A 26,245-nucleotide genomic window follows, 5' to 3' on the forward strand; every position below is an offset into this window, starting at 1 on the left:
AATTTTAGCATCATTCATTATTTCTTCATAAAAGTCCTCTAGAATCTTTACTTGAAACCACTAAATAACAGGCTCGTCCATTCTTTGTAAGAAAAACAGAGGCATAAATATAAAAGTCAAATTAAATAAATATAATAAAAAGCCGATTATTTATAAGTAGGATTAAAGTATTCTGTTTTAAAAGGAGAACATTATGAAAAAACGATTTTCTATCCGTAATAAACTAATCGTTATTTTCGGACTGTTAGTAAGTATCGCACTCTTTATTTTTGGAATGTTAGCGGTAAATATTGCCGAAAAAGCTGTAAAAGAAACAGCCGAAAAACACTTGATTGATAAGGCAAAGGATACGGCTGAAATTATAGACGGCAGATTAAATGCCTTTTTCCAATTTTTGGAAGGTATTGCGAAATCTCCGGTTTTAACTGATCCGGAAGTACCATATGCTCAAAAAATGCAATATTTAGAGAAACAAAGCGCACTCAATAAGTCTATTTTGGAGTTGAATATAGCCGATTTACAGGGTAACCGCTACACCAACAGCGGTAGAAAGATATTTGTAGGAGATCTTGCATGGTTCAAGACATCATCTACAGGTAAAAGATTTGCTTCAGAGCCCATAATATCCAGAACTGACGGCTCCCTGATAAGTGCATTTGCAGTTCCCGTATACAATGATAACCAAAAAATCGTAGGCGTTCTTGCAGCTGCAGTAGATGGATTAAAACTGTCAAATGACATAAAAGATATAACTGTAGGAAAAACAGGCGGATGCTATATCATCGGATTAAAGGGAATAACTATTGCCGATAAAGATACGGAAATAGTTTCAAAACTCGAATCCAGTCTGGATAAGGCAAAAAAAGATCCCGCCTTTGAAAGCATTGCAGCATTAGAAACAAAGGCTCTATCCGAAAAAGAACCTTCCATAGGCTCTTTTTATTGGGAAGGCGACCTTGAAATAGCTTCTTTTGCTCATATCAAAGAAACAGGTTGGACTGTAATTATTTCGGCACCAATAGAAGAATTTATGGGAACAATCGACACATTAAAAAATTATCTTTATATAGTGGGTCTCATTATTTTAATAGGTTCTTTCGTTATAATCTTCATTGTTGCTCTACGCATTGTAAAACCGATTAATGGTGCCGTTTTAGCTTTAAAAGACATTGCACAAGGAGGAGGAGACTTAACGGTACGGCTTCCTCTCAGAGGAAATGATGAAATTACAGACCTATCCAACTATTTTAACCGTACAATAAAAAAAATAGAAGAATCCATACAAACAGTAGGTTTAAATACTTCCACAATGGAAAACATAGCCTCTGAACTTGCAAGCAATATGAATGAAACCACAAGTTCCGTACAACAAATAGGAGCTAATATTGAAGGAGTAAAACAGCAAGCAATGACACAAGCTGCAAGTGTAACTGAAACAGCTGCAACAGTAGAAGAAATAATTCGAACAATAAAACAACTTAACGGAAGTATTGAAAGTCAGGCTGCAAGCGTTGCCGAATCGTCTTCGGCCATTGAAGAAATGGTAGCAAACATAAGCTCCATAACAAACACTCTTGGAAAAACCGATAATGTTATTAAAACTCTTGCAGAGGCCACTGCGGATGGTAAAGAAACCGTTACAAATGCAAACACGGTAACACAAAAAATATCTGAAGAATCAGGCGGTTTGTTAGAAGCTTCAACAGTTATTCAGCACATTGCAAGTCAGACAAACCTTTTGGCTATGAATGCAGCCATTGAAGCAGCCCATGCAGGAGAAGCAGGAAAAGGGTTTGCCGTCGTTGCCGACGAAATAAGAAAACTTGCAGAAGAATCGAGTTCTCAAGGAAAAACAATTACCTCAACCTTAAAAAATTTATCAGGCGAAATTGAAGTATTATCGGATTCTGCAAAAACTGCTGAGTCAAAGTTTAATGCTATCTTCAATCTATCCGAACAAGTAAAGCAAATGAGTACAACTTTGATGAATGCAATGCAGGAACAACAGCATGGAAGTCAAGAAGTGCTGACGGCAATCAAAGATATAAACAGAATTACCGCCGAAGTTCAATCCGGTTCGGAAGAAATGCTTAAGGGAGGGGAAGGGGTCGCAGAAGAAATGAACAAACTTGACGGACTAACTCATGTCATAACAGACAGTATGAATGAGATGGCAAAGGGAGCTTCCCATATAGGAAATGCAATGGAAGAAGTTGCAGTAATAACCCAAAAGAATAAGCAAAGCATCGATAATCTTGTTAAAGAAGTAAGCAAATTCAAAATAAGTGGAGAAATGAATCTTCTAAAAAATAAAAAAGAGGATACAAGCATTAATCTTATCAATGCCGTTAAGATACATGTAGACTGGAAAGTTAAGCTTAGGGCCGCAATCTCAACAAAAGAAAAACTTGATATCGAAACCATTTCGAAAGATTCGGAATGCGAATTCGGCAAATGGCTTCATGGCGAGGCAAGAACAAAATACGGTCACCTGTATTCATATAAAGAATGTCTGGCGAAGCATGCAATCTTTCATGCGGAAGCAGGTAAAGTTGCCTTTGCAATCAATAACGGACGCTTTAATGAAGCAGAATCCATGTTAAGCGCAGAAAGTTCATTCAGCACTGCTTCAAACGAAATCGCCGCTGCCGTAACCGCCCTAAAAAATGAAACGGGCTTGCGCTAAAGCGTCTGATAAAAAAAGGCTCCCCAAATCGGCGGAGCCTTTTTTTCATTTCTATTGAAGGATCGGTGTCAATATCGCCGGTCTCAAACTGCGGCGGACAACCTGTCAAGCCGGACATAATCCCCAAAAACACATTATTCATTGAATGTCCCGAAACGAAAACTTTCATACCGCCGGTAATGTATACGAGTGCGCTCAAAAGCAGGGCAAAGCCAAAAAGTTCGATAAAATCCCGTATATTTACAGTATAGTGAATAAGCGAAAACGCACCGATAACAGCACCATCGGCAGCGGCTATGCCGTTTTTTTGTTTTTAAACGGAGGGGCGGCAACCTGCAAGCCCCAACCGCGGAACGGCATTTCTTCCCCCGCGGACTGTAAAGGTGTTAAAAACCGGGTGATAAAGCCGACAAAAAGCGTTGACCGCGAAAAAACAAAGTCAGGTATGCCGTCTAACAGCGTTTGCCCGGCTATAAAACGGCAGCTACGGAAAACATGTACCGCAAGACGGCCGGAAAACCCGCGGCAGGCGGAATCTGCCGTGTACCGTCATCAAGCTGCCCGCCTTTGCCTTAAAGACTGTTTTATCGGTAAGGATTCCTGCAGGAAAAGCAAAAACAATATAATATCCCGTCAAGTTTTCCGAAAAAAGCGAATATTCGGCATCTTCGCCAAATCAACATACCCCGGCGCAGAGCGTAGCCGAGAAACGGCGGGTATTAAACCCTCTGCACGAATAAAAAAGTCTTGACCGGTTAAGTTTGCCTATCGGGGTTAAAACCGCCGCAAGCACCAAGAGGAAAACCGCATACACCGGAAAATACAGCTCTGCGGCACGGAGTATTCCCCTTTTTTAAACAGCCTTGTCTAAGGTAAAACGTTACCGTTTTACCTATCTTTTGCGGGCAATACGCAGTCCTAACGAATGGTCGCTTGCTGACGGAAATAAATTTGTACTGCCTGAAATCCGTGCCGCTACTTGACAGGAAGTAACATTAATACCTCCCGGAGAAGCATTTTCAAGGTAAGAGCCTCCTCTGTGGCTTCGATTATTCAAAGAAGCATCCGAAGGGCCTTGCGGGTCGCTGCCCAAATCTCCGCCGGTTATAGCTTTATACTTATCCCAGCACCATTCCGAAACATTACCCGACATGTCGTAAAGCCCGTAGCCGTTCGGTTTTTTTTGCTTTACAGGATGCGTTTCGTTATGGCCGTTTGCTTTATACCATGCATATTCACCGAGCGTTGCTTCCGTATCGGTACCCGCCCACTTATGCGAGGTGCCGCCGAGAGCTGCCCATTCCCATTCAGCCTCGGTCGGTAGACGAAAGCCTTTTTTACCCGCGTCCATACGTACCTTTTTAGAGGCTTTTGCATCCGTCTTTGTGTATACGGTATTAGTGTCTTCGGTATAATATACGCAGTCGTTTTCGGTAAAACCTGCCAGCTTGGTAAGTTCATTACAAAATACGGCACAATCATACCATGTCATTTTTTCCGCAGGATGTTTTTCCGCACCCGGAAGGCTTTTAAAATGACTGGGATTCTTACTCATTACCGCTTTCCACAGCTCCTGCGTTACCTCTGTTTCCGAAATATAATAGTCGGAAAGATTTACCGTGTGAGGCTTATTATCCTGCTCCGAAGCAGCTCCGAGATTACCTCCGGTTACAGAGGCAACGGGTTTCATCATAAAACGCACGCCCTTTACCGTATATTCCGTATCTTGAAACGGGGCTTGGCTATGCCCCCCCCCGCCGGAAGCGGCAGGGTTATCGGCACTTACACGGCAGCCGCTTATTATAAGCACCGCTGCAAAAAGCACGGCAAAAATACCCGCCGCCTTTTTATTACAGTTCAATTTACACTTATTCATTTAAAAATCTCCTTAAAAACAGGGAATCTTCTAAACAGCCGGTTAGTAAATACGTTTTAGCAAATACTACAAATCATTTGCTCACAGACAAGCCGATAGATTTGATGTTTTAGAAATTCCCTCTATAAAATATATAACTATTGCACATCTTACGGATGAGCATCCAGCCATTCTTCAAATTCTTTTTTTGCCGATTTCATGATAATTACTTCTTCAATGCGGGTATCGCCCTTATCGTTTTTGGCACCGTAATTTATCTTATGCGGAACTCCGCCCGGATAATGTACACCGAATTTTACGATATGAGAATATGCATCATTTGAATCGGAATTCCACAGTTCAACGATGTTATTGTCTTCATCAAAAACAACGCCCCAGACAGTAACAACATGAAGCGGATCAAGAACGTTCTTTACCGGTTTGATGATAACGGCGATTGCGTGCCCTTCTTTAAGAGCTTCTTTTATCATCTGTTCAAACTCTGCTTTGGTCTTGACCGCCCTGCTTATAATAAGTTTTGTTAAATCGTCTTGTCCGCCGAATACGTCCTTTACAATACCGGGGGGAGCCTCTTTCTGGAGAGGGCTGGTATTGCCGCGTAAATACCAATTAACTGCGGTATTTAAATCGGCTCCCGTATTGGGAAAACTCTTTCTGAATACGTTTGCAACGCTGCTTTTCTCACCTTCACCTGCATCACCGGAACCGCCTTTGTATTCGCCTGCATATATTTTATATTCCTCCGTACCGGCTATTATGCCTTTTTTTTGCACGTAGCGGGCAAGGTTATCTTTATTTTCCCTCATCCACCAGTGAATTAAGTCGGCGGTTGACATTGCCCAGCACATCTGATTATCCTGAACCGCTTTAAATTTTTCCGTGTAGCACAGCTTCCGTGCATTAAACCATTTTGTGCTTGCAGTTTCTTCCCATTTGCGGTATAGAGGGCTTGCCGCCGCTTCAGGTTTGAGATCGCCGTCTAAAGGTTCCGTTATGCCATGTATCCACTTTGTTGTAAGTACGGGTTTGGGATGAGCTTTTTGAATAATCGGTATTTCCCGAATGAGTTTTGCCTTATCAGTGTTATCGGTTTTAAACACAAGATACGCCCTTCGCTCAAATAGCGATTTGTTTTCTTTAAGCTTTACGGTAATTGTATCAATATTCCCTGCCGAAACGGATGTATGCTCTACCCAATCGCCCTTTCCGTCGGCATATCTAAGACTGTAAAAATATTTCGAGTGCGTAGTTTTTTTTGTAATAACCGCTGAAGCCGATTCAGTTTGATAGTCCGTTTTTATTTCCGTTTTATCGAACGTAACGGAGGAATCGTCCTTTATCTGGAAACCGATAGAAGTACGTTTTTTACCGTCGACCCAAACATTAACGGTTGCGGGTCCCTTTTTCTTGCCTGTAACAAGACCGTCTTCCGTAACTGAAACCAGATTTTCCTCATACTTGTATTCTACTTCTTTATTTGTCGCATTTTCCGGTTTAATAACGGGTTTCAGCTGAAACTGTTCCCCCAACTTAACCGGTAAAGTAGTATCTTCTTCGATAAGTTCATCATTTACATCGTGAAGAACAACTTCAGTTACCGGAACATACTTCGGTATAAACGGAGCGGGCTGCCCGGAATTGTCCGGGTTTTGTCCCTGTCCCGAGTGCGGTTTGACAGTACCGCCGCCGGAAGGGTTTGTTTTTGCGAGACTATTCGGACAGCCGGCAAGAAGTACAATGAGCGCCGTAAGAGCACCGAATAAACCTGCATATAATATCCGTTTTTTATTCATTTAAATCTCCTTAAAATATATCCGCAGCGCATTATCAGCGTGCGGACATTGTGTTTCTAAAAACTCACAATTTTCAGTTCCCGGCATCCAGCCATGCTTTAAATTCTTTTTTTGCCGATTTCATAACAGCTACTTCTTCAATGCGGGTGTCTCCCTTATCGTTCGGAGCAGCATAGTTTATTTTATGCGGTATTCCATCAGGATAATATACGCCGAATTTTACAATATGCGAGTTTCTGTCATTGGAATCGGAAGTCCACAGTTCAACGATGTTATCGTCTTCGTCAAAAACAACGCCCCAAACGGTAACGACATGCAGCGGATCGATAATATTGGTTTTCGGTTTTATAACAACGGCAATAGCATGTCCGTCATTTAAAGCACCATTTATCATATCTTCAAACTCTTTTTTGTTATGCGCGTAACGGACTTCTATCAGCTTGTTTAAATCTTCCTGTCCCGTAAATACGTCTTGCACAATACCGGGCGGAGGAATCTTTTGCAAACCGTTGGAAGCGCCGCGCAAATACCAATTAACGGCGGTGTGTAACTGTAAGCCGATATCGGCGTACCCCTGGCGGAATACATTTGCAATGCTGCTTTTATCTTTTTCGCCTATATCGCCTAAACCGCCCTTGTATTCGCCCGTGTAATATAAATATTCGGCTTTACCGGATGTAATTCCTTTTTTTCGCATATAGCGTTCAAGGTTGTCTTTGTTTTCCCGCATCCACCAATGTAAAAGGTCGGAGGTAGACATTGCCCAGCACATATTGGCATCCGTAACCGAACGATAGTTTTGCGTGTAGCGGAGCTTGCGGGCATTAAACCATGTGGTATGTGCGGTTTCTTCCCATTTGCGGTAACGCACATCAGTTCCCGTTTCGGTTTTAATTTCGCCTTCCGCCGGAGGTGTAATGCCGTGCACCCACTTTGTAATAAGCTTGGGGTCAACGAGGTTCGGCGTTTGGGTAATGTTCAGCGTGTGTACGGCTTTTTTTTGTTGTTGCTTTCCTCGTCTAGCCGATTCTATTTTTGAAACAGTCAGCGAAACCATTCTGGGTACGGGCGCTTTATTTTCGGCGATGCGGAGCGTAAGCGTTTCTTTTTTTGTATTTTCGCCTGATTTTTCCACAGTCAGCCAAGGTTCGGGAGGATTAACCGTCAGCACGTACTTGGTGCTGTTGTATTTTTTTTCAATAACAAGCGTTTCGGTAAAAGCATCGCGGCTGTGTTTTATTTCCTTTTTACCTTCAACCGTAAAGGTATAATCGTCTTTAATGTTAAAGTACATAGTGTACTCGCGTCCGTTTGACGCTCTCGCCGCGATTTCGGCACTTCCGATGCCGTTTACCGTAATAATTCCTTCGGGGCTAACGGAAATATCGCCTTTTTTTACCTCGTATTGCAGGTTTTTGTCCGAAGCATCGGGCGGGTCGAAAACGGGGATAAGCCGATACGGTTTATTCAGTTCAAGATTCATAGAATACGTTATCGCAAATTCCGTACCGTCTTGCGTATCTTTTCCCTTAAAAGTTATATTGCTTACGGGAACCGTACCTTGACCGGAAGATACCGGCGGTTGTCCCGAAGCGGGCCTTTGTTTAAACGATACCTTTACCGACGTATCGGAAGTAAGTTTTACCGCCGCGGTTAAATCGCCCTCGTTTCTTCCCGAGACTATTACACCGCCCGTAACGTTCCAGCCTGCAACCACGTAGCCTTCACGCGGCTGAGCGGTAAAAACGGCGGTTGTGCCGTTTTCGGCTTTTGCACCGGATGCAATGCTTTTTCCGTCAATAGCCGCCTGAAGCTGCCCGCCTCCGCCTTCAACTCCGAATTGTACCGCATGCCGGACTTTTAACGGCTCCGGCTTTATAGGGGCGGAACATCCGAGTGCTAAAACCGAAATAAGGGCGGACACCCCGAAAAGGTTCAAAAAAAGCCGAACACCTGATATATGTTTTTTTGTATATTGTTTCATAGTATAATCCGTTTAACGTATAGTATTATCACTAAAGGTAACGTTTACTTTTACAGTACCGTCTTTAAGTTTTAATATGTGACTAGTGCCTGTTCCTTTTATCTCCACTCCGCTAAGAGATATCTCCCATTCGGCGGGAAGTGTCTGCGGCATCGAAATAAACGTAATAGAACCTTTTCCAAACGGATTTAGTAACTGCACAGTTTTGCTATTTTCATCATAATCCATGTTTGCAAATACAGAGGTTCCCGCAACTTTATCAAAAAAACTGAAATACTTGCCACCGTCATTTATTACCAGCCGGAAATCTTTTTTATTTCCGTTTATATCTTCCAGTTGTCCTTCAGCATCCCAGTTAACATTTTCAACAAGATGTTCTAAAAACTTTACTTTAATTTCAGTGTTATTTTTTACGGTCAGCTCGGCGGTTTGTTTATCGGGTGATACTTTTAAACCTTTACCTGTCCACCTCAATATATAATAGCCGTCACCGGCTGTCGACGGAGTTGCGGTAAACATAATTTCCGTTCCTTCGTATACTTGACTTCCGCTGTGAATGGGGTCCCCGTTGTCCTTTCTCTTTGCGGTAACGGTACCTCCCGCCGAGGGGTCGGCACTAAAAGTTATCGTATATTTTTGAGCTTCCTTAAAACTGACCTTTACATCGGCGTTGCCCGTTACGGTAAGCGTTACCGTTTTTGTACCGGCAGCGGCGGTTAAACCTTCCCATTTATCAACCTTTTTCCCCGAATCGGGATTTGCGGTAAAAATAATTTTTGTTCCTTCATATATTTGCTCTCCGCTTGTAATTGAATTGCCGCCGCCGGTTTTTGCCGTGAGAGTTCCGCCTGCACCCGCTTCAAATTTGACTGTGTATTGCTTGGGCGGTGTAGAAGGCTTTGACTCATTGGGACAGCCCGTTAAAAAAAATAAAACTGAAAGTAAAACTCCCGCACCTATTAGCTGTGTTTTAATTTTTTTCATATTAAAATCTCCTTAAAATATTATTTATAGCTATAATTTTTACGCATATCGCGCAGTATATTATATAGGTCTTCCGCTTCATTATCGGATACATCCGCCTGATTTACCAGTTTTTCCGCTTTTTTTATGGTTTCGGTAAATTTTTTGCGGTTTTCGGCTTGGGGCGTAAAATAATCTTCATTACCGTGATAGTATGCGTCTTTCATTTTTGAAAGCATAAGTTCTCCGCGTAAAGCGTTTTTTCCTCTTTTAACGGTGAGTTTATCGTCTTCCCCTACCAAAGATGTATTTGCCAGCACTTGGTCAAAAAGGATTTCCGCATGTTTTTGTACATTGCCCCCGCTGTAGCCGATACTGTAAATATAGTCTTTTTTAGGCTGTGCGGGATCGGTATTGATAAAATACAAGCCGCTTTTTCCGAGTTCCAGCCGTTTGTATGCATAATTGTTTAGCTTATTGTTCAATGTATACAGAGCGGTCTTTTCACTTCCGTCAAAGCGGCTTTTGTATATTGTTTTATCGGTATGAGAAAGCCAGTACCAAAAACCTTCGTGATAAAGCGGGGGTGTTTTTTCATTGCCGCGTCTGAAAATTCCCGCGTCGGAATCGTATTTTGTGTCGGTACACGCTTGGGTGTAAGACTGCGCTCCCGGACGAAGATGACCGAGAACACCGTAAAACATAGTGTCCGAAGTTAAAAAATATGTTCCGAACGAATATGAACGCGCCTTTTCCGATGCTTCGGCGTTATCGTCCCATGTCAGATCCGAATTATACCAATTGCCGTCTATTTGCACCTTGTTCCACATATGTCCTTGAGGATCGTTCGGGGAAGGGCCGTCTACAAAATCGCTTTCAATGCCTATTCCGCGTAAAAGTCTTCTGTACGCAAGGCTGTAGCCTTGACAAATCGCCTTACCGTCTATCAAAGCTCCTAAGGTGTCCGCCGAATGCATTCCGTCGTTATATTCGGTTTTTTCGGCAAGCGCATTATGCAGCGTATAGGCTATTTCGGCATCGGTCATCGGTTCGCGCAAATGCCCGTAAAAGGCTTCGATACCCGCTTCAAGCCGGGCGAAGTACCGTTCAAGCGAGTGCGGATACACCTTATAATCAAAACGATATTTGGTAAGTTCGTTTTCGTTGTGCGGGTTGTAATTATAAGCGATACCGCCGTCTTCGACTATGTGAAACACAAACGGATACCGCCTTAAAAATTCATTATACAAGGCCTTATGTTCTTCATTTTCCCTGCCGCAGCCGATAGCGAATTCGCTTACATCCGCGTCCGTTTCAAAGCGGAGCACGGCATTCAGCATACGCTCAAAGATGATTTTTTTACGCTCTTCTTCCGTACCCGTAAAAGGGGGTTTTGCAGGAGGCGTTCCGCTTTCAGGGCGGGGAAGGATTTCTCTATTTTCCGCGAGGGGCGGCACGCTTTTTTTATGAGAAAAATGCGGTTCACGGTGCTTGTCTATTCCCGCAGGACAGCTGCAAAGCAAAAGCCCTCCGATAAAGATTCCCGCGCACGCGATAAACCGCTTATATGTTTTTATGTTACCGTACTTTTTGTCTCCGTATTTCAAATAAAAACTCCTTTGCAATTACGGATTATATCCTAAAAAAGGCCGTGTTGTCATTTCGACAGTCCCGCCGCACAACTCCATACTCACCTTTAGGTCATTATTTCCGGCTGTTTTATTAAGCGAAATATTTTTAATATATATGTCGCGGTTATTGGTATCCTTTGACAGACCGTAATTACCCGAACCGAGCAAGTCGTTCCCCGGATCGCAAACAGATAAATAATACGGATTGGCAGTTGAACCGGGTTCCGGCAAGGGATTGATCAAAACACCGATAGGCATATAAATTTCATTAACATGGAATAAACGGGCATTTTGTAAAGATTTATTCTTCCATTTTTCTTTACTATCCTCGTTACGGGGAGACAAAATAACGGTAAAAATAAAATGGCTTCTTATATCAGCATCCGTTTGTATTTTTTGAAACCCCTTTTTAATAACCGGTCTGCTGTGTTTAATGCCGTTTTGATCGCTTAACTGGTCTGCGGTTGCAATACAATAATTGACGGTCAACTCCCCCGTAAGATCGTTTGCTTCAATACCGCCGTTTTTCGGGTTATTTATACCGGCTTGGATATTAACTGCAAGGTGTTCACCGGCGTCTTTTATGCGGTACAAATCAACATATTTTTGAATTTGCGTCATATCGAACTGTACGGCACTGCTATTCGAAAATTTGGACATCGCATAATAATATGAAGCAAATTTATTTGTATCGACTTTTACAAAGTTGCCGTTTGTTTTGCCGAATACGTATTTAAGTACGTCATCTTGGGTAAAATAAGATTCGCTCTCTTTTGCCGTTTTTGTAGAAACAGGTCCGTATTCAACGCTTTTATTCCCGCCCGAAAGCTTTTTATATATAATCTTATAATCCGCCATTATTTTTACTTTATCGCCATGCACTTTTGTCAGGAGGGCGGTAAGTTCATATTCGGAGTGTTTTCCCGATACAACCGTCTTACTGCCTGCGCTCAAAGAGTACGAAAAGGAAACGAACCCCTCACCCTGAGCCGCATTGGCATCGGCAATAAATGTATCAAGCGGCATATTTTTTTCTATTGCCTTGTCAAATACAAAGATATTACCCGACAAATAGTGCAAAGAACCGAGTTCCGTACCTGCATACGGATGGGTAAAGCCTGTAAAGGTTAATTCTTTTTCAAAGGGCTTTCCATCTTTTGTGCCCTTTACCTTTACGGTAAAGGTTCCGGCTTTATCATCGTAGGCAGTAACCGTGTTTCCTGAAAAGGTCAGCCCTGCAACACTTGCAGAAGGTGCATTCGTACCGATTTTTGCCGCCGCATCGGAGGCGGTTATATTTCCCTTTGTTAAAGCAAAGGCGCTCATAATATCCTGTTCCGAAATTTCGCCCGGCTGTATTTGCGGATTAAGCGGTGCATTTGAGTTTATATCAGTTTTCGGTATTGCCGAATTAGGGCATCCCGCAAATAAAAAAATGCAACATATTATAGCAGCTGCCATTATATTGTTTAATATTGTTTTCATAAAACTCCTAACATAAATATATCATTTTAACCAGACATTAACAAACAGAGAGCGAATTTAGTTACAAGAATATTAATAATTTTCTCTTGATTTTATTATTTTTTAGATATATAATGTTATTGTAGATAATTACAATTGTTGTAAATTAAGCTAAAAAATTTATTCTAACCAAAACCTTTGATATTTATAGGAGATTAAATTATGAAAAATATTGCAAAATATACAGTTATAAGCATATTTATTCTTATGCTGTACACCGCCTGTCCCCATAATAAGAGAGCCTACCCTGACATAACCTCCGGCTCACAGGATTCCGTTCCTTCCGCACCCTATGTCGAAGGCGGTATTTCGCTGGTAGTAAGTAAGCATAAAAAAACGATAGAGCTTACGGTAAAGGCTTCCGGCTCTTCAAATATTGTACTTGAAGGAGCGGACAAATCGAACATTACATCTAACAACACCGATACCGTAACGGTAAACGGCAGAGTTCTTATTATAAAACCCGCTACCGGGGGACAGCTTACCGAATTTACCTGCATCGACCAAAAAATCATGCGCATTAATGCCTCAGGATGTAAAACGCTTACAAGCTTAACCTGCAATAAAAATCTGCTGGACACCCTCAAAGTGCACACCGAAGCAAAGTTGACGCACGTAACTTGTACCGAGAACAGGCTTACGGACTTTGATACCCAATCCTGCAAAGAACTGGTAAGCCTTGAATGCGGAAAAAATAACTTAACATCGCTTAATCTTACTAATTTAACACATTTGAGAAAAGCCAACTGCCGCGAAAATCCCCGTCTTACACAGCTTACCGTAACAGGCTGTATAAACTTGGAGGACCTCGATTGCAGCGGCAGCAAACTGACCGCCTTAACTGCGGATAATCTATCCAAACTCAAAGAGTTGGACTGCAGCAAAAATAATCTTTCTCAGCTTACCGTAACGGGCTGTAGTGTTTTGGAGAACCTCAAATGTTCACAAAATAAACTGCAAACCTTGGATGCCGGGAATTTACCTAAACTCGATACTTTAAATTGCAGCAGCAACGAATTGACACAGCTCAATGTACAAAATTGTCCCGAATTATCAAGCATAAACTGTTATGATAATAAACTTCCAAACTTGAATGCAAGTAATCTTACAAAGCTGCAAACCCTGCTGTGCGACACCAACGAACTTACCGGCATCGATATTTCCGGTGCCGCGGCAGTGCTTCATGAAATTGAATGCTACAATAACAAATTAGATGCGCAAGCCGTAAAAACGCTTTTAAATGCCCTGCCGGATAGAACTTCCGCCGTAACTGAAGGGAAGATTGTGCTGTGCAAAAAAGAAGGTGAAACCGGCAATATAACCGATTTTACACAGCCTGCCGACTTACTGGCTGCGGTAAACACGGCAAAGGGACATAAATGGAAATTGTACAAAAAAACCGATACGGAACCGGGAGAAGAAATATAAAAATCAATACAAAACCGCCGATTAAGGTATTTAACCCTAATCGGCGGTTTTATTATAAGTTAGAACAACGCTTTTAAAGCTTTTAACTTTAGCAAATTTTGCCGCCCGAAACCTTTATATCGGCATCGTTTTCGACAATGGCTTCTATTGCAAGTTCGATTCCCCTTACAATCATCTCAAGGCTCATCGAGGGAGTTGTTGCAGGCTTTCCGACAGCCTGTTCGGGCAAAAACGGAATATGAATAAAGCCGCTTTTCATCGGCTTGCCTTGGGCTGTTCTTGCGGCTGCAATATGAGCAACACCATAGCAGACATGGTTGCAGATAAATGTCCCTGCCGTATTCGATATTGAAGCAGGTATTTTGCCTGCCTTTACCTTCTCGACAATGGCCTTAATCGGTAAAGTAACAAAGTAGGCAGCAGGGCCGTCTTTTACAACAGGCTCATCAATCGGCTGATTGCCTTCATTGTCGGGAATTCGGCAGTCGTCAATATTTATACCGATTCTTTCTACCGAAATATCTGCACGGTTTCCGGCTTGACCGATACTTAAAACAACATCGGGATTTTCTTTTTCAATCATTTCTTTTATCTTTGCTACGGATTTTCCGATAACGGTCGGAATTTCCAGCTTGATAATTTGTGCTCCCAAGATTTGATTGGGAAGGAGCTTAATCGTTTCGAGGGCGGGATTTACCTTTTCCCCGCCGAAAGGATCAAACCCGGTAACTAAAATCTTCATTATATCACTCCTAATTAAAAGGCAAGAGTCAACATCAAAATAATGTGAACAATAATCAAAGCAAAAGACATAAGAGCTTGAGCCTTAATCAATGTGTATTTATTTTTAGTTTCCAAAATTGCCGCCGGAACAATGTTAAAGTTTGCAGCCATGGGCGTTAAAACTGTACCGCAATAACCGCAAGTCATACCTAAAGCTCCTACAACGGCAGGATTACCGCCTTGAGCAATTACAAAGGGAACACCTACACCGATTGTGATAACGGTAAAAGCGGCAAAAGCGTTTCCCATAATCATTGTAAAGATTACCATTCCAAGACAATAAGCTATAACGCCCAAGACCGGAACACCTTGCGGAACAATACCGCTTGCAAAGTGACCGATGATTTTACCGATACCTGCTGTTGCAAAAATTGCACCCAAAACACCGAGCAGCTGAGGAAGCAAGCTTGAAGAGCCTACCTGCATTAACATTTTTGAAGTATCGTTTATTGTATCCTTCATTTTAGGTTTAGTTAAAATTATTGCAAAAATAAGGGAAACTATCGAAGCCAAACCTACAACTTGTGCCGTTGAAAAACCGAATATAATTTCTTTTCCGGCAGCATTTGTTCCAAGCGAAATTTTAAAGCTCTTCATTTGAGCTAATAACATGGCAACAACACCGATCAAAACGGCAGGAATAAAAATTTTATTGCCGACCTTTTTTGAATTTTCGGCAATTTCTTCTTTTGTTGCAGAAGCGATATCTGCAACTTTTACCTTTTTTGTAAGAGTAAATCCTCCCAACACAAAGAGTAAGCCGCCTATAATGGCGCCGCCGTAAGGAACATTAAGAACGATTACCTTACCGAACATAAACAAAAGCCCTAAGATTCCCCAAAACAAGAATGTTCCGATTGGGTTCTTTTTATCTTTTAAAGAAATTACTGCTGTAATAATCGAAACAAGCCCGCAAAGACCGTAAACAATTTCATCTATTACCATTGTATTATTATGGATAAAATTAAACATCTGCCTTCTCTCCTTTTCTAAGATTTTTTTCAAAGAGCCAGCATTGAACAAGGGCGATAAGAACCATTACAACTCCTGCAAAAATTGAATACTTAGCTACATCAGTATTGCTGATATCAAACCCTTGTTCTTTTAGAGTGCCGGTAATTAAAAGAACACCGGATGCAACGGGGAAAATATTTTGACCGAAAAAGTTTCCGTAGTTTTCGGAAGCTCCCGCAAGACCCTTAATTTTTTCGATGTCGTCTTCGGTAAGCTTTATATGTTTTTGAGCCGCACCTTCAGCCATCGGGAGGATTAAGGGTCTGATAAATTGAACATGACCGCCCAACCTGATCGAAAAAGCCGAAGCAATTGTCCTTATAAGAATGTAAAGCCAAATAACCATACCCGCACTTGCACCCTTAATTTTTTTAATAAAGTCTGCAGCACGCTCTTTTAAACCATAACGCTCCATAATTGCAATTACGGGGAAAGAAACAAAAAACAAACTCATATATCTGTTGTTTACAAAACCTGTTCCAATTGCATCGAGAACTTCAACAAAACCCATTTTTGCTATTAGGCCTGTTACAAGTCCCGAAATTAAAACAACTGCAACTACATCGAGCTTTAAAATAAAACCGGCGATGATAATAACAACGCCTATTAAAACCAAATAGTTCATATGCATCTCCTTGTATAATTTATCTTGAGTATTTTATCACTAATAGGACGTCTTGTCTATTACGAAATTTAAATCTCTTTTTCCATCGCACCCAAAGAAATCAACCTCTGATTAAGTCCCGAAAAGATCATAATTCTGTCGCTTTCAATATCGAAGTTTATTTTTTCTCCGATTTTATAGGTTATGTTTAAAAAGACAACTCCTGTCAAAATAAGATTCCCTATCTTAATCTTAACCGTAGTTTCCATACCTGTGGGCATCGAGCTGTATATAGATCCTTCCAGTTTTCCATTCTCATGTATTTTAATAAACTCAGGCCGAATACCGAGAACAAAGTCATTTTCCGATCGGGCTTGAGCATTTAAATCAATTTCCGTCTCGTTAGCCTTTGCAATGTGATATTTAAAGGGCACAATCTTATTTTCTTTTTCGGCGTTTTTTGTACGCTCGGCTTCTTCTTCCCTTTCTTTTTTAATTTCAGCTTCCGTTTTTAAAAGCCATTCTTTATAATCGATTTTTTGTGCAGGTTTAAATTTAAATTTTAAACCTTCTAAACAAGTTAAATTAAAATCTCCGTCTTCACTAGACTCGCCTACGGCTTCTACAAAATTTATAGAGGGGTTACCGATAAAGTCTGCCGTAAAAAGGTTTACAGGTTTTTCATAGATATCCAAGGGGGCATCATATTGCTGCAAAAGGCCGTTATCCATCAAGCATATCTTTGTCGCCAAGGTCATAGCTTCAAGCTGATCATGAGTAACATAGATAAAGGTCGATTTTGTGTCCAAATGGAGGCGCTGCAATTCACTGCGCATTTCAAGACGCAGCTTTGCATCGAGGTTTGAAAGGGGCTCATCCATAAAAAGAACCTTAGGCCCGGGAGCCAATGTTCGGGCAATGGCAACCCTCTGCTGCTGTCCGCCTGAAAGCTCGTTAGGATACCTATCCATAAACATTCCGATTTTTACGATGCGGGAAACTCGGCGGACTATCAAGTCTATTTCTTCGTTTTCGAGTTTACGCACTTTCTTTACAACTTCACCATTTGAATCTACAAGCACATAATTTGCATTTACTGAAACTCCGTTCTTTTTATGCCTATCCAAAAGAGCAGCTCTTTTTTCATCCAAGCCGGCAGTTATTGCCTTTATTTTTTCTTCCCGATTATCAAGCTTTTCAAGCCCGTAAGACAAAACGGTTTTTGCCGTATACTCCGAGACGATAAAACCATCAATAATTTTAATTAAGGCAATTTTTTCGTCCGGCTTTTTACCGGCCTTTTTATCCTTAACTTGAGAATCGGAAATAATTTCGATAAGTTTTTCGCTTTCACTTAAAATCTTTTTTAAATCGTCTATTCTTTTAATTTCAAAATCGCATAGGGGCATTTCTTCTTTGATATTTTTTAAACCGAAACTTATGTTTTCATAAACAGTCATATTCGGCCAGAGGGCATAGTTTTGAAACAAAAAGCCGACCTTTCTTTTATTTGCGGGAATGTTTATACCTTGCTCGCTGTCAAAAACGGTTTCTCCATCAATGATTATCTTTCCGCTTGTCGGCGTTTCAAGACCGGCAATCATTCTAAGTGTTGTTGTTTTGCCGCAGCCTGAAGGCCCCAACAAGGTAATAAACGAATTATTTTCTATGGTTAGATTTAAATTATCCGTTCCGTAAAATTTTCCCCATCTTTTTGTGAGGTTTTGTAAAATTATCTCAGGCATTATCTTCCTCCTAGTCCCGAATCAATTCCGGCCTTTGTAAGTTTGTTCAATCCGAAGTTGACGGCCAAAATAAATATAATTAAAATTAAGTTGATTGCACTTGAAAAGGCATATAAGCCCATTTCGTCATAATAGTCCAACATGGTTGTGCTTATCTTTGACTGACTACACAAGAGCATAAATAAGCTTAGCTCCCTGACACAGGTTATAAAGGGTAAAAGATAGCCGCTTAAAATCGCCGTCTTTTGAATAGGAATTATTATCCTTGTCATGCGCTTATGCCAAGGCGTATCCTGTATCAAAGCCGATTCTTCTATCTCGTTGCTGATTTGAAGCATCGAGTTAAGGGAACTCCTTGAAGAAAAGGGTATATACTTAATTGTTCCGACTATTACCAAAAGCAAAAATGTATCATAGATGCCCATCATCGACCCGAAGATAAAGAAGGCTATACCTACAGCGAGAGAAGGCAAAAGGTATGGCAAGAAGGCTATATCGTTTACATAGTTTGCAAATTTGTTTCTTCTGTGCTTGCTTACTGCATAGCCTATTAAAAGCCCTATTGTTCCTGCAAGGAATGCACAAGAAACGGCAACGAGTATGGTTCCTCTAAAGCTCATCCAAAAGGCGCGGTTATATAAAATACCGAATTGGCCGTACATACCGACATCTTCTGCAGAGTGATGGGTCCACCATTTTAAGGTAAGATTTGCAAAGTCCCCGGTTCTAAAAAAACTGTAGTCTCCCGGATTGGGTAAAAAGGTTTCAAAGGCAAAGGAAATAACAGGATATATTCCTGTAAATAAGGTAAAGATAATTAAGATTGTAGGAATTAAATATTGTCCTATTTTTCCTACATTGACCTTGCTGACCTGTCCGCTTTTGCCTGTAATTGTGGTATAGTTTTTTCGGGACTTCATACTGAGTCTGTTTGTAATCAATATTAAAATTCCGAAGACCATCATCACTACGCCGATAATACTCGCCTGTCCCGTCCTTACAACCTTTAAGTCTATGTATTTAGTGGAAAGGGTTGTCAATTTTAAATAGTGAGGAACGGGATAGCTTCCCATAGCGCTTCCGAATACGAGCAAGATAGTCGATAGGATTGCAGGTCTTAATAAGGGAAGAGTTACTTTGCGGAATATCTTTGATTTTGAGGTGTTTAAAATCAAGGCAGCTTCTTCCAGATTGGAATCCATATTCTTAAATATGCCGCCTATTAAGATATAGGCAAAGGCTGCATAGTGCAGGGACAAAACAACGATAGAAGGGAAAAGGCCTTCTGCCCACCATGCAGGCATTGTAATACCGAAGAGCTCTGCAAGAATTCCGTTAGAGCCTCCCGTAACGGCCGTGCTCTTAAAAAGGTTCATCCATGTAAGAGCCAAGGTCCACTGAGGCATTATATACGGAAAAATAAAAACGATATTCAGATATTTTTTGCATTTTATATTTGTACGCGTAATCAAATATGCAAAAACACCGCCTATTAAGATAGCCCCAATGCAGCTGAATACGGCAAGCAGCAAGGTGTTTGTAAGCGGGCTCCAAAAATTTCTCAATGAAAGAGAACCGGTAAAAATATCCTTCCAGTTAAAAACGGTAAAGCCATCCGGTCCATACATAGCATCGATTGTACCCGGATGAACCGTAATTGTATCTAAAAGAATAGTTACTATCGGAGCTATAGTTGTTACAGAAAGCACAACACCGAATATAAGCAATATAAGGTTTTGAGGCTTTCTAAAAAAATCCTTACTTTGATTTAAAAATACCGGATTTGTCTTAGTCAAAATCTCCTCCACACATTATCTTTATTGGATTATACTATAACTAAAACATTTACGCAATATTCTTATAAAATCTAAGCCTCTAAAAACTTGACAATAGTTTTTAGAGGCTTTATAAATTCAGCTTAATTTCTTAATAATATTTTAGTTTCTTAAAGAGCTGATCCATTCACCTACGGTAAAGGTTACGCTTGCACAGTATACGGGATCTTCGACAATTAAGCCGCCTTTCCCTTCTCCTGTCCACCAGTCATAACCCCTGTCGTTTTTAGCAGGGAATTTATTTATCTTTTTGATTTCGCCTTTTACTTCTTCTTCGACATATCCGTCCATGCTGTGATCTTGGTTGATAGCAGGGTTCGAGCTGTATCCGCCCATGTCCTTTCCCCAAGGATGGAAGCCTTCTTTTGTAGTTACCATATATGCGATAAATGCACATGCTGTCCAAGGAAGAGGAGCATTGTTTAATACCTGCAAATAGTGCTTATAAGCATAACCGCCGAAGCCCTTATATCCGTCCTGATAAGCAGCAACAGTGATATTGTTTACTGAAGATTCATCAGTCTCTTTAATAGAGCGCAGTTTGGAATAAACCAATAAACCTGTTTGATCTTTGGAAGATTTTTTTACCAAGTCTACACTGATGGGGCCGTCATCGGTTTTTAAGTTAAACTGAGAAACGAAGTGCTTAATCCAGCTGAGAGCATATTTTCCGTTTTCGTTTAAACCGAGTTCTTTTGCCTTTTTTTCCAAGCTGTCTACAGTTGGTTTAAAATAAGCCTTGTCCGTTTCAGGCAAAGCATCATAGGCGGCTTTTACAACCTTTGAGTATTTTTCGTGAGTAAGCATGAGCAAAAAGTTTTTTCCGATAGGCTCTGATTCCAAACCCATAAATAAGGGACTTTGGCCTTCCTTTACAAAATCCCATACATTTAAAAACTTATTTGAAGCATCTACATTATTATACATAAAAACCTTGTTCAAGGTCTGCAAGGCCAAAGGATTTCCGTTTTCTTTCATGTCGGTTCCTTTAGACTCTTTCCACTCTTTAGGAACAAAGTTATGCAAAATACCCGTATCAATCATCTTAGACTTAATCTGGGCTCCATCCTGGATAAGAGTCATAGAAAATTCGGGCTTAACGTTTTTGTTATCGTTTGTAAGCTGATCAAAAATAGTATTGTTCTTAGGCTGGGACCAATCGATCTTTCCTGTATAGTCGGGATATTTTGCCTTTATAGCCTCAACAAAGGTTTCTCCCGCTGTTTTACCTCGGCTTGAGTTCCCCAATCCCTTTAGAACCTTTCCGTTTGACTCTTGATATGCCTTTTCAAAAAGCTGATCAAGGGTCATGCCTTCTGCTTCTTTTATAACTTTAAGAACAGCATTGTTCTTTTCCGATTTACCGCCGCAACTTGAAATTACAAGCAAAACAGCAATTGTTAACAGTGATATGATTTTTTTCATGTAAAATCTCCTATATATCCTCATAATTATATTATAGATTGTTTAAATGCACAAGTACCAAAACCATAAAGCTAAAAAGAACAAAAAAATTAAAATTAATACTTCTATTATGTTATATAGTATGATAAAATAATAAAGAATATTTAATAAAATGTAACTAGGAGTAAAAAAGTGAAAACAAATAAGGATAAAAAAAAGACCCGTAGAAGTCTTATTTTTAAAATATCTATTGTAGTGTGCTGCGTCTTTATTTTTTCGGCAAGTCTTCTTGGAATAATAATCTTTAAACAATTTTCATCGGTCATTATCGAAGATATAAGAACAAGTCTATCTGCTCGCCTGGATAATGAAGCAAATATAATTTACAACTCAATTTTTTCAAAAATAGAAACAAAATCTATGGACTATGCCCTATTCATTTCTAATATTGGATTTGAAAATCTTGAATTTCTCAACGATATAAGCCGGACAACTATGGGATCCGATCACACGATAGTAGGCGGTGGCTTCTGGCTTGAACCCTATGTTATCAAAGGAGAAAAATTTTACGGCCCCTATTGGTACACCCAAAACAATGAGGTAAAAATGACTTGGGAATACAGTAATGAAAAAAATGATTACAAAAAATTCGATTGGTATAAAAATGACGGTATATCAGAAAATAAAAAACTGGTTTGGAGTGAGTTGTACAATGACGAGATCACCGGAGTACCCATGATTACCGCAACAGCACCCATTCTTTTAGACAAAAAAAAATTGGGGGTTGTCACCATAGATCTGGGGCTTACACCTTTGAGCTTGTACTTCGAAAATTTGGAATTTAACGATATAACCAGGTATTCTTTATCTTTGGTAAATAAAAATGGAATCTGTTTAAATAATAAAAACAAAGATATAATAGGCAAAAAAATTTTTGAACCTAGGCCGGACAATGAAAAGATATTTGAAACCGGAAAAACATTATTATTTATATCTCCAATAGAAGACACGGGTATTTATATAACAATAGAAGTCACAAAGGCAACAATATTTAAAGATTTTTACAGATTGCTTGCACTAAATATTATAATTGCAGCAGTTTTTGTTTTTGTGCTTATTTTTACTATTATTTTCTCTATGAAAAAAATTCTTGTAAAACCTCTATTTCAAATTGGACAAGCCCTTAAACAAATTGCTTCGGGAGACTTAACGGTTAGGCTTCCCATCAATTCACGGGATGAAGTAGCGGAACTATCCTTACATTTTAACAATGCAATGGAACAAATAGGAAGCGCAATAAGCTCTTTTGAAAAAAATACCCAAATCATGAGCAGCATAGGTAACGAACTTGCAAGCAATATGACTGAAACAGCAAGTGCAGTAAATCAAATAAACGCAAGTATAGACGGAGTAAAACAACAAGCAGGTATACAGGCAGCAAGTGTAGACACCACATCTAAGACAATAGATACAATCATAAACCGTATTCAAAACCAAAATGAAAGCATTGAATCTCAAGCAGCAAGCGTTGCACAATCTTCATCCGCTATCAAGGAAATGACGGCAAATATAAGCTCAATCACTCAAACCATCGAAAAAACTGATAATATGATTGGGGAGCTTGCCAATGCAACTGCAAGCGGAAAAGAAAATGTTGCAAGTTCCAATACCATTACTCAGCAAATAGCAGAGGAATCAGGCAGCCTATTAGAAGCATCAAGTGTCATTCAACACATTGCAAGCCAGACAAATCTTTTGGCTATGAATGCAGCGATTGAAGCTGCTCATGCCGGAGAATCCGGAAAAGGTTTTGCAGTCGTAGCTGATGAAATCAGAAAGCTAGCTGAAGAATCGGCAACACAAGCTAAAACAATTACATCCACACTTAAAAACTTAAGTACGGAAATAGAGACTCTTTCGGGATCTGCAAAAAAAGCAGAAGAACAATTCAATTTTATCTTTAAGTTATCCGATCAAGTAAAGATGATGAGCCGAGATCTTACGGATGCCATGAAAAAACAAGAAAACGGAAGTAGAGAAGTTCTTTTTGCTATTCAAGAAATAAATTCCATAACAGAAGGAGTTACATACGGTTCGGCAGAAATGCTGGAGGGAGGAGAAGCAGTTGCTGATGAGATGAAAAAACTTAACAATTTAACCGATATTATAACCAATAGCATGAGTGAAATGGCATCCGGAGCCGTACAAATAAATCTGAGCATACAGGAAGTAACCCGGATTAGCCAAAAAAACAAAAAAAGCATTGAAATATTGTCCGAAGAGGTTAAAAAATTTAAGGTATAATATCTAGTTTATTTGTAAAAAAAGATATATAATGTTAGGATACTCTTAAATTTTTTATTAAGGAGATTTTTCGTGTTTTTTGATAATTACCCTATAAAACTTTCCGATACGACAAAGCCGTTTTTTTTAAAAGGCCTAAAAACTGCCCCGGCTATTTTGCTTATTCACGGCTACACGGGTTCTCCTAGGGAGATGATTTGGCTGGGGCGCCAATTAAATGAAGCCGGCTACAATGTATATATACCGCGTCTTCCCGGTCACGGCACAAATAAAGACGATTTTTTAAGCACAAACTGGAAAGATTGGCTGCGCAAAGTATGCGATGAATACATAGATCTCTGTGCATTGTATGAAAGAGTCTTTGTGGGCGGTCTATCAATGGGAGGCGTGTTGACCGCTCTAATAGCAGCCCGTTTTAACCCTGAAAAGATTTTTCTATGCGCCCCGGCCTTCATTGCAACGGATAACCGGATAAAACTAACTCCTCTTTTAAAGTTTTTTGTCAAAAAAATATCTACCGTCAAAAAGCCGTATGAAAACGATCCTGAATACGGGAGAGCTATTTCGGATTATAACGGAGTGGAATACTTGGCAAAAACGGCTGATCTTTACAAATTACAAAGATTGGCTTTAAAAAACATGGTTTTTATAAAATCTCAAAGCCTGACAATTTTATCGAAAGCAGATAAGCTAGTACCTTTTAAGGTAAAAACACTCATCGATAAAAATTTAAGAACGCAAAACGAATATCTACTACTTGAAAAGAGCAGCCATATAGTTACGAACGATGCTGAAAAGGAGCTTGTAGCAAAAAAAATAATAGAATTCTTAAAGGATTAAACTTTTTAATAAAATTTACCGACAATATTGCAGGATTGTTGTATATTTTATATGACTTTTTTAAAAAAGAGTGATATACTTTATACTATATGGTTACAAGGAAGAATTAATGAGAGATTTTGATTATTATAAAAACCAGCCCAAAGCTGATACTCATAATCATTTAAATTTAAGTATGAATTATTCTAGATATAAAAAGTGGGCGGGCTTTGAAATTCCAAATTTTCCTCGCAAAATGAACGGGCTTGATGAAATGCATGAAATAATCGGCCAATATACTCGTCCTGCATGTACTACAGCGCAGCATGTTATAGACCTAATAGAAATGTCCATATTAAATGCAATTGAAGACAATGTTGTTCATATTGAAGGCTCTATAGACATAGGCTTTATACGACAATTCAATGGGGATTTGGATGCATTTTTACGCGCTATAACCTATATAGTAAAAAAATATAAAAATAAAATCAAAATCATTCCCGAATTGGGAATATCAAAAACCATAGACCAAAATTTTTTAAAACAATGGGTAGAACCCATGATGAAAAGCAAGGTTTTTAAAAATGTTGACCTTTACGGACCCGAAATTTCCGAGGGCATAGAACAGTGCGTATATATATTCAAATTGGCAGAAAAATACGGCTTAAAGAAAAAAGCCCATGTCGGTGAATTTTCGGATGCGGCTTCAGTAAAACACTTTGTTGAAATGTTCGATTTAGACGAGGTTCAGCATGGTATAGGAGCAGCCCAAAGCGACAAGGTCCTGCAGTTTTTAGCAGAGCGAAAGGTCCGCTGCAATGTTTGCCCCCAAAGCAATGTGATGCTGGGAGCGGTCAAAGACCTAAAATCTCATCCATTACGTAAAATGATGGATGCAGGTGTACCGATAAGCATAGGAACCGATGATATTCTCTTTTTTGGGAAAACAAACAGCGAGCAGTTTTATGACCTCGTAAGCGAAAAAATTATAACCGAAAAAGAAGCCGACAAGCTGATGGCAATTAGATAATCTAAAATAATCCTAGTATCATTTCGCCGAAGACGTCATAAAATAATTTTGCAAACAATAAAATTATAACCACAATCATAAGAGGCCTTATAAAGGCAGCCCCTTTCTTTAAAGCAAATCCGGCACCTAAGTAATTACCTATTACACCGCATATCCCTGCCGGCGCCGCAATGGAAAAAACAACCTTATTATTCAGTAAAGCAGCAGTCAAAGAAGCATAATTTGAAGCTAAGTTTAAGAGTTTAGCATTTCCTGAGGCTGTTTTTAGGTCGTATTTCATCCATGCGGAATAAGCTATAATTGCAATTGTACCTGTTCCCGGTCCTATAAGCCCGTCATAAAAACCTACACAAGCACCTATTAAGCCGGCCAAAACAAAAGCCTTTTTTTGAGGAATTTCCTTGGATTTGTTTTCGTTGCCGAAATTTCTTTTTATCAAAAGAACAGCCGCTATCACAGGAAATATTAAAATCAAAGCAGTTTTTAAAATGCCTTGGTCAATTCTGAGGGCAATTTTCATTCCGATATAAGAGGCTCCAAAAGAAAAAACGGCCGAAACCAAAGCTATACGCCATTCAAGAGCCCCATGTTTAAAAAAACGGAAAGTTGAAAGGGTCGTCCCGCAGGCTGCCGAAAATTTATTACAGCCTATTGCTGTATGAGCCGGAAGGCCTACAAAAAAATAAGCCGGGAGAGAAATAAGCCCTCCCCCGCCGGCAGCCGAATCTACAAAACCTGCAAGAAAAACACAAAAACATAAAAAAATCATTGCCTGTATCGATATATACATAAAGAACCTCTTATACTATTTTTTCGGTAAAC

At 39.9% G+C, this 26,245-nt stretch carries 18 protein-coding genes and 2 pseudogenes; 7 read left to right on the forward strand and 13 right to left on the reverse strand.

The features are described from left to right. Positions 1 to 193: 193 nt before the first annotated feature. From E4O01_RS12550 to E4O01_RS12560, 3 genes and pseudogenes are all read left to right on the forward strand, one after another. Positions 194 to 2,284 (forward strand): annotated as a pseudogene (locus tag E4O01_RS12550) (methyl-accepting chemotaxis protein); the annotation flags it as partial. 84 nt (positions 2,285 to 2,368) lie between these two features. After that, positions 2,369 to 2,686, forward strand: a pseudogene (locus tag E4O01_RS12555) (CZB domain-containing protein); the annotation flags it as partial. A gap of 145 nt (positions 2,687 to 2,831) precedes the next feature. Beyond that, entirely contained in the window at positions 2,832 to 3,437 is a 606-nt protein-coding gene (locus tag E4O01_RS12560) for a hypothetical protein (protein ID WP_253692523.1), read from the forward strand. A gap of 141 nt (positions 3,438 to 3,578) precedes the next feature. On the opposite strand, the gene E4O01_RS12565 is transcribed toward E4O01_RS12560, so the two are convergent. The 6 genes from E4O01_RS12565 to E4O01_RS12590 form a co-directional block, all read right to left on the reverse strand. Continuing rightward, entirely contained in the window at positions 3,579 to 4,562 is a 984-nt protein-coding gene (locus E4O01_RS12565; RefSeq protein WP_253692524.1) for a formylglycine-generating enzyme family protein, read from the reverse strand. A gap of 149 nt (positions 4,563 to 4,711) precedes the next feature. After that, positions 4,712 to 6,355, reverse strand: coding sequence for an IdeS/Mac family cysteine endopeptidase (locus E4O01_RS12570; RefSeq protein WP_253692525.1), 1,644 nt, complete (start codon positions 6,353 to 6,355; stop codon positions 4,712 to 4,714). A gap of 73 nt (positions 6,356 to 6,428) precedes the next feature. Beyond that, a complete protein-coding gene (locus E4O01_RS12575) occupies positions 6,429 to 8,339 on the reverse strand; it encodes an IdeS/Mac family cysteine endopeptidase (protein ID WP_253692526.1) in 1,911 nt (636 codons plus the stop codon). Positions 8,340 to 8,351: 12 nt separating this feature from the next. After that, complete coding sequence (locus tag E4O01_RS12580) at positions 8,352 to 9,323, reverse strand: InlB B-repeat-containing protein (RefSeq protein WP_253692527.1); 972 nt, start codon at positions 9,321 to 9,323, stop codon at positions 8,352 to 8,354. 20 nt (positions 9,324 to 9,343) lie between these two features. Beyond that, the gene (locus E4O01_RS12585; protein WP_253692528.1) at positions 9,344 to 10,909 is read right to left on the reverse strand and encodes a transglutaminase domain-containing protein; all 1,566 of its coding nucleotides are present in this window, start codon (positions 10,907 to 10,909) and stop codon (positions 9,344 to 9,346) included. Positions 10,910 to 10,927: 18 nt separating this feature from the next. Next, positions 10,928 to 12,418 (reverse strand): lipoprotein 17-related variable surface protein, encoded by a 1,491-nt coding sequence (locus E4O01_RS12590; protein ID WP_253692529.1) that lies wholly within the window; start codon positions 12,416 to 12,418, stop codon positions 10,928 to 10,930. Positions 12,419 to 12,619: 201 nt separating this feature from the next. Here E4O01_RS12590 and E4O01_RS12595 point away from each other — a divergent pair, with 201 nt between their 5' ends. Then, positions 12,620 to 13,885: a leucine-rich repeat domain-containing protein gene (locus E4O01_RS12595; protein ID WP_253692530.1), complete on the forward strand. Its 1,266-nt coding sequence runs from the start codon at positions 12,620 to 12,622 to the stop codon at positions 13,883 to 13,885. A gap of 88 nt (positions 13,886 to 13,973) precedes the next feature. On the opposite strand, the gene pcp is transcribed toward E4O01_RS12595, so the two are convergent. The 6 genes from pcp to E4O01_RS12625 form a co-directional block, all read right to left on the reverse strand. After that, on the reverse strand, positions 13,974 to 14,627 hold the full coding sequence (gene pcp, locus E4O01_RS12600) for a pyroglutamyl-peptidase I (RefSeq protein ID WP_253677662.1): 654 nt from the start codon (positions 14,625 to 14,627) through the stop codon (positions 13,974 to 13,976). A gap of 14 nt (positions 14,628 to 14,641) precedes the next feature. Next, positions 14,642 to 15,640, reverse strand: coding sequence for a DUF979 domain-containing protein (locus E4O01_RS12605; protein WP_253692531.1), 999 nt, complete (start codon positions 15,638 to 15,640; stop codon positions 14,642 to 14,644). Then, complete coding sequence (locus E4O01_RS12610; RefSeq protein ID WP_253692532.1) at positions 15,633 to 16,307, reverse strand: DUF969 domain-containing protein; 675 nt, start codon at positions 16,305 to 16,307, stop codon at positions 15,633 to 15,635. The genes E4O01_RS12605 and E4O01_RS12610 overlap by 8 nt, the downstream gene beginning before the upstream one ends. A 68-nt stretch (positions 16,308 to 16,375) precedes the next feature. After that, entirely contained in the window at positions 16,376 to 18,031 is a 1,656-nt protein-coding gene (locus E4O01_RS12615) for an ATP-binding cassette domain-containing protein (protein ID WP_253692533.1), read from the reverse strand. Beyond that, positions 18,031 to 19,839, reverse strand: coding sequence for an ABC transporter permease (locus E4O01_RS12620; protein WP_371819576.1), 1,809 nt, complete (start codon positions 19,837 to 19,839; stop codon positions 18,031 to 18,033). The genes E4O01_RS12615 and E4O01_RS12620 overlap by 1 nt, the downstream gene beginning before the upstream one ends. 129 nt (positions 19,840 to 19,968) lie before the next feature. Further along, the gene (locus E4O01_RS12625) at positions 19,969 to 21,291 is read right to left on the reverse strand and encodes a hypothetical protein (protein WP_253692535.1); all 1,323 of its coding nucleotides are present in this window, start codon (positions 21,289 to 21,291) and stop codon (positions 19,969 to 19,971) included. 171 nt (positions 21,292 to 21,462) lie between these two features. Here E4O01_RS12625 and E4O01_RS12630 point away from each other — a divergent pair, with 171 nt between their 5' ends. The 3 genes from E4O01_RS12630 (at position 21,463) to E4O01_RS12640 (ending at position 25,423) form a co-directional block, all read left to right on the forward strand. Beyond that, a complete protein-coding gene (locus tag E4O01_RS12630) occupies positions 21,463 to 23,574 on the forward strand; it encodes a methyl-accepting chemotaxis protein (protein ID WP_253692536.1) in 2,112 nt (703 codons plus the stop codon). Positions 23,575 to 23,646: 72 nt separating this feature from the next. Continuing rightward, positions 23,647 to 24,414, forward strand: a complete 768-nt coding sequence (locus E4O01_RS12635; protein WP_253692537.1) for an alpha/beta hydrolase — start codon at positions 23,647 to 23,649, stop codon at positions 24,412 to 24,414. A gap of 109 nt (positions 24,415 to 24,523) precedes the next feature. Further along, the gene (locus E4O01_RS12640) at positions 24,524 to 25,423 is read left to right on the forward strand and encodes an adenosine deaminase (protein WP_253692538.1); all 900 of its coding nucleotides are present in this window, start codon (positions 24,524 to 24,526) and stop codon (positions 25,421 to 25,423) included. Position 25,424: 1 nt separating this feature from the next. Here the strand turns inward: E4O01_RS12640 and E4O01_RS12645 are convergent, their stop codons facing one another. After that, positions 25,425 to 26,213: a sulfite exporter TauE/SafE family protein gene (locus E4O01_RS12645; protein ID WP_253692539.1), complete on the reverse strand. Its 789-nt coding sequence runs from the start codon at positions 26,211 to 26,213 to the stop codon at positions 25,425 to 25,427. Positions 26,214 to 26,245 lie beyond the last annotated feature (32 nt).

The sequence above is a fragment of the Treponema sp. OMZ 790 genome (assembly GCF_024181285.1).
Classification (GTDB): Bacteria; Spirochaetota; Spirochaetia; order Treponematales; family Treponemataceae; genus Treponema_B.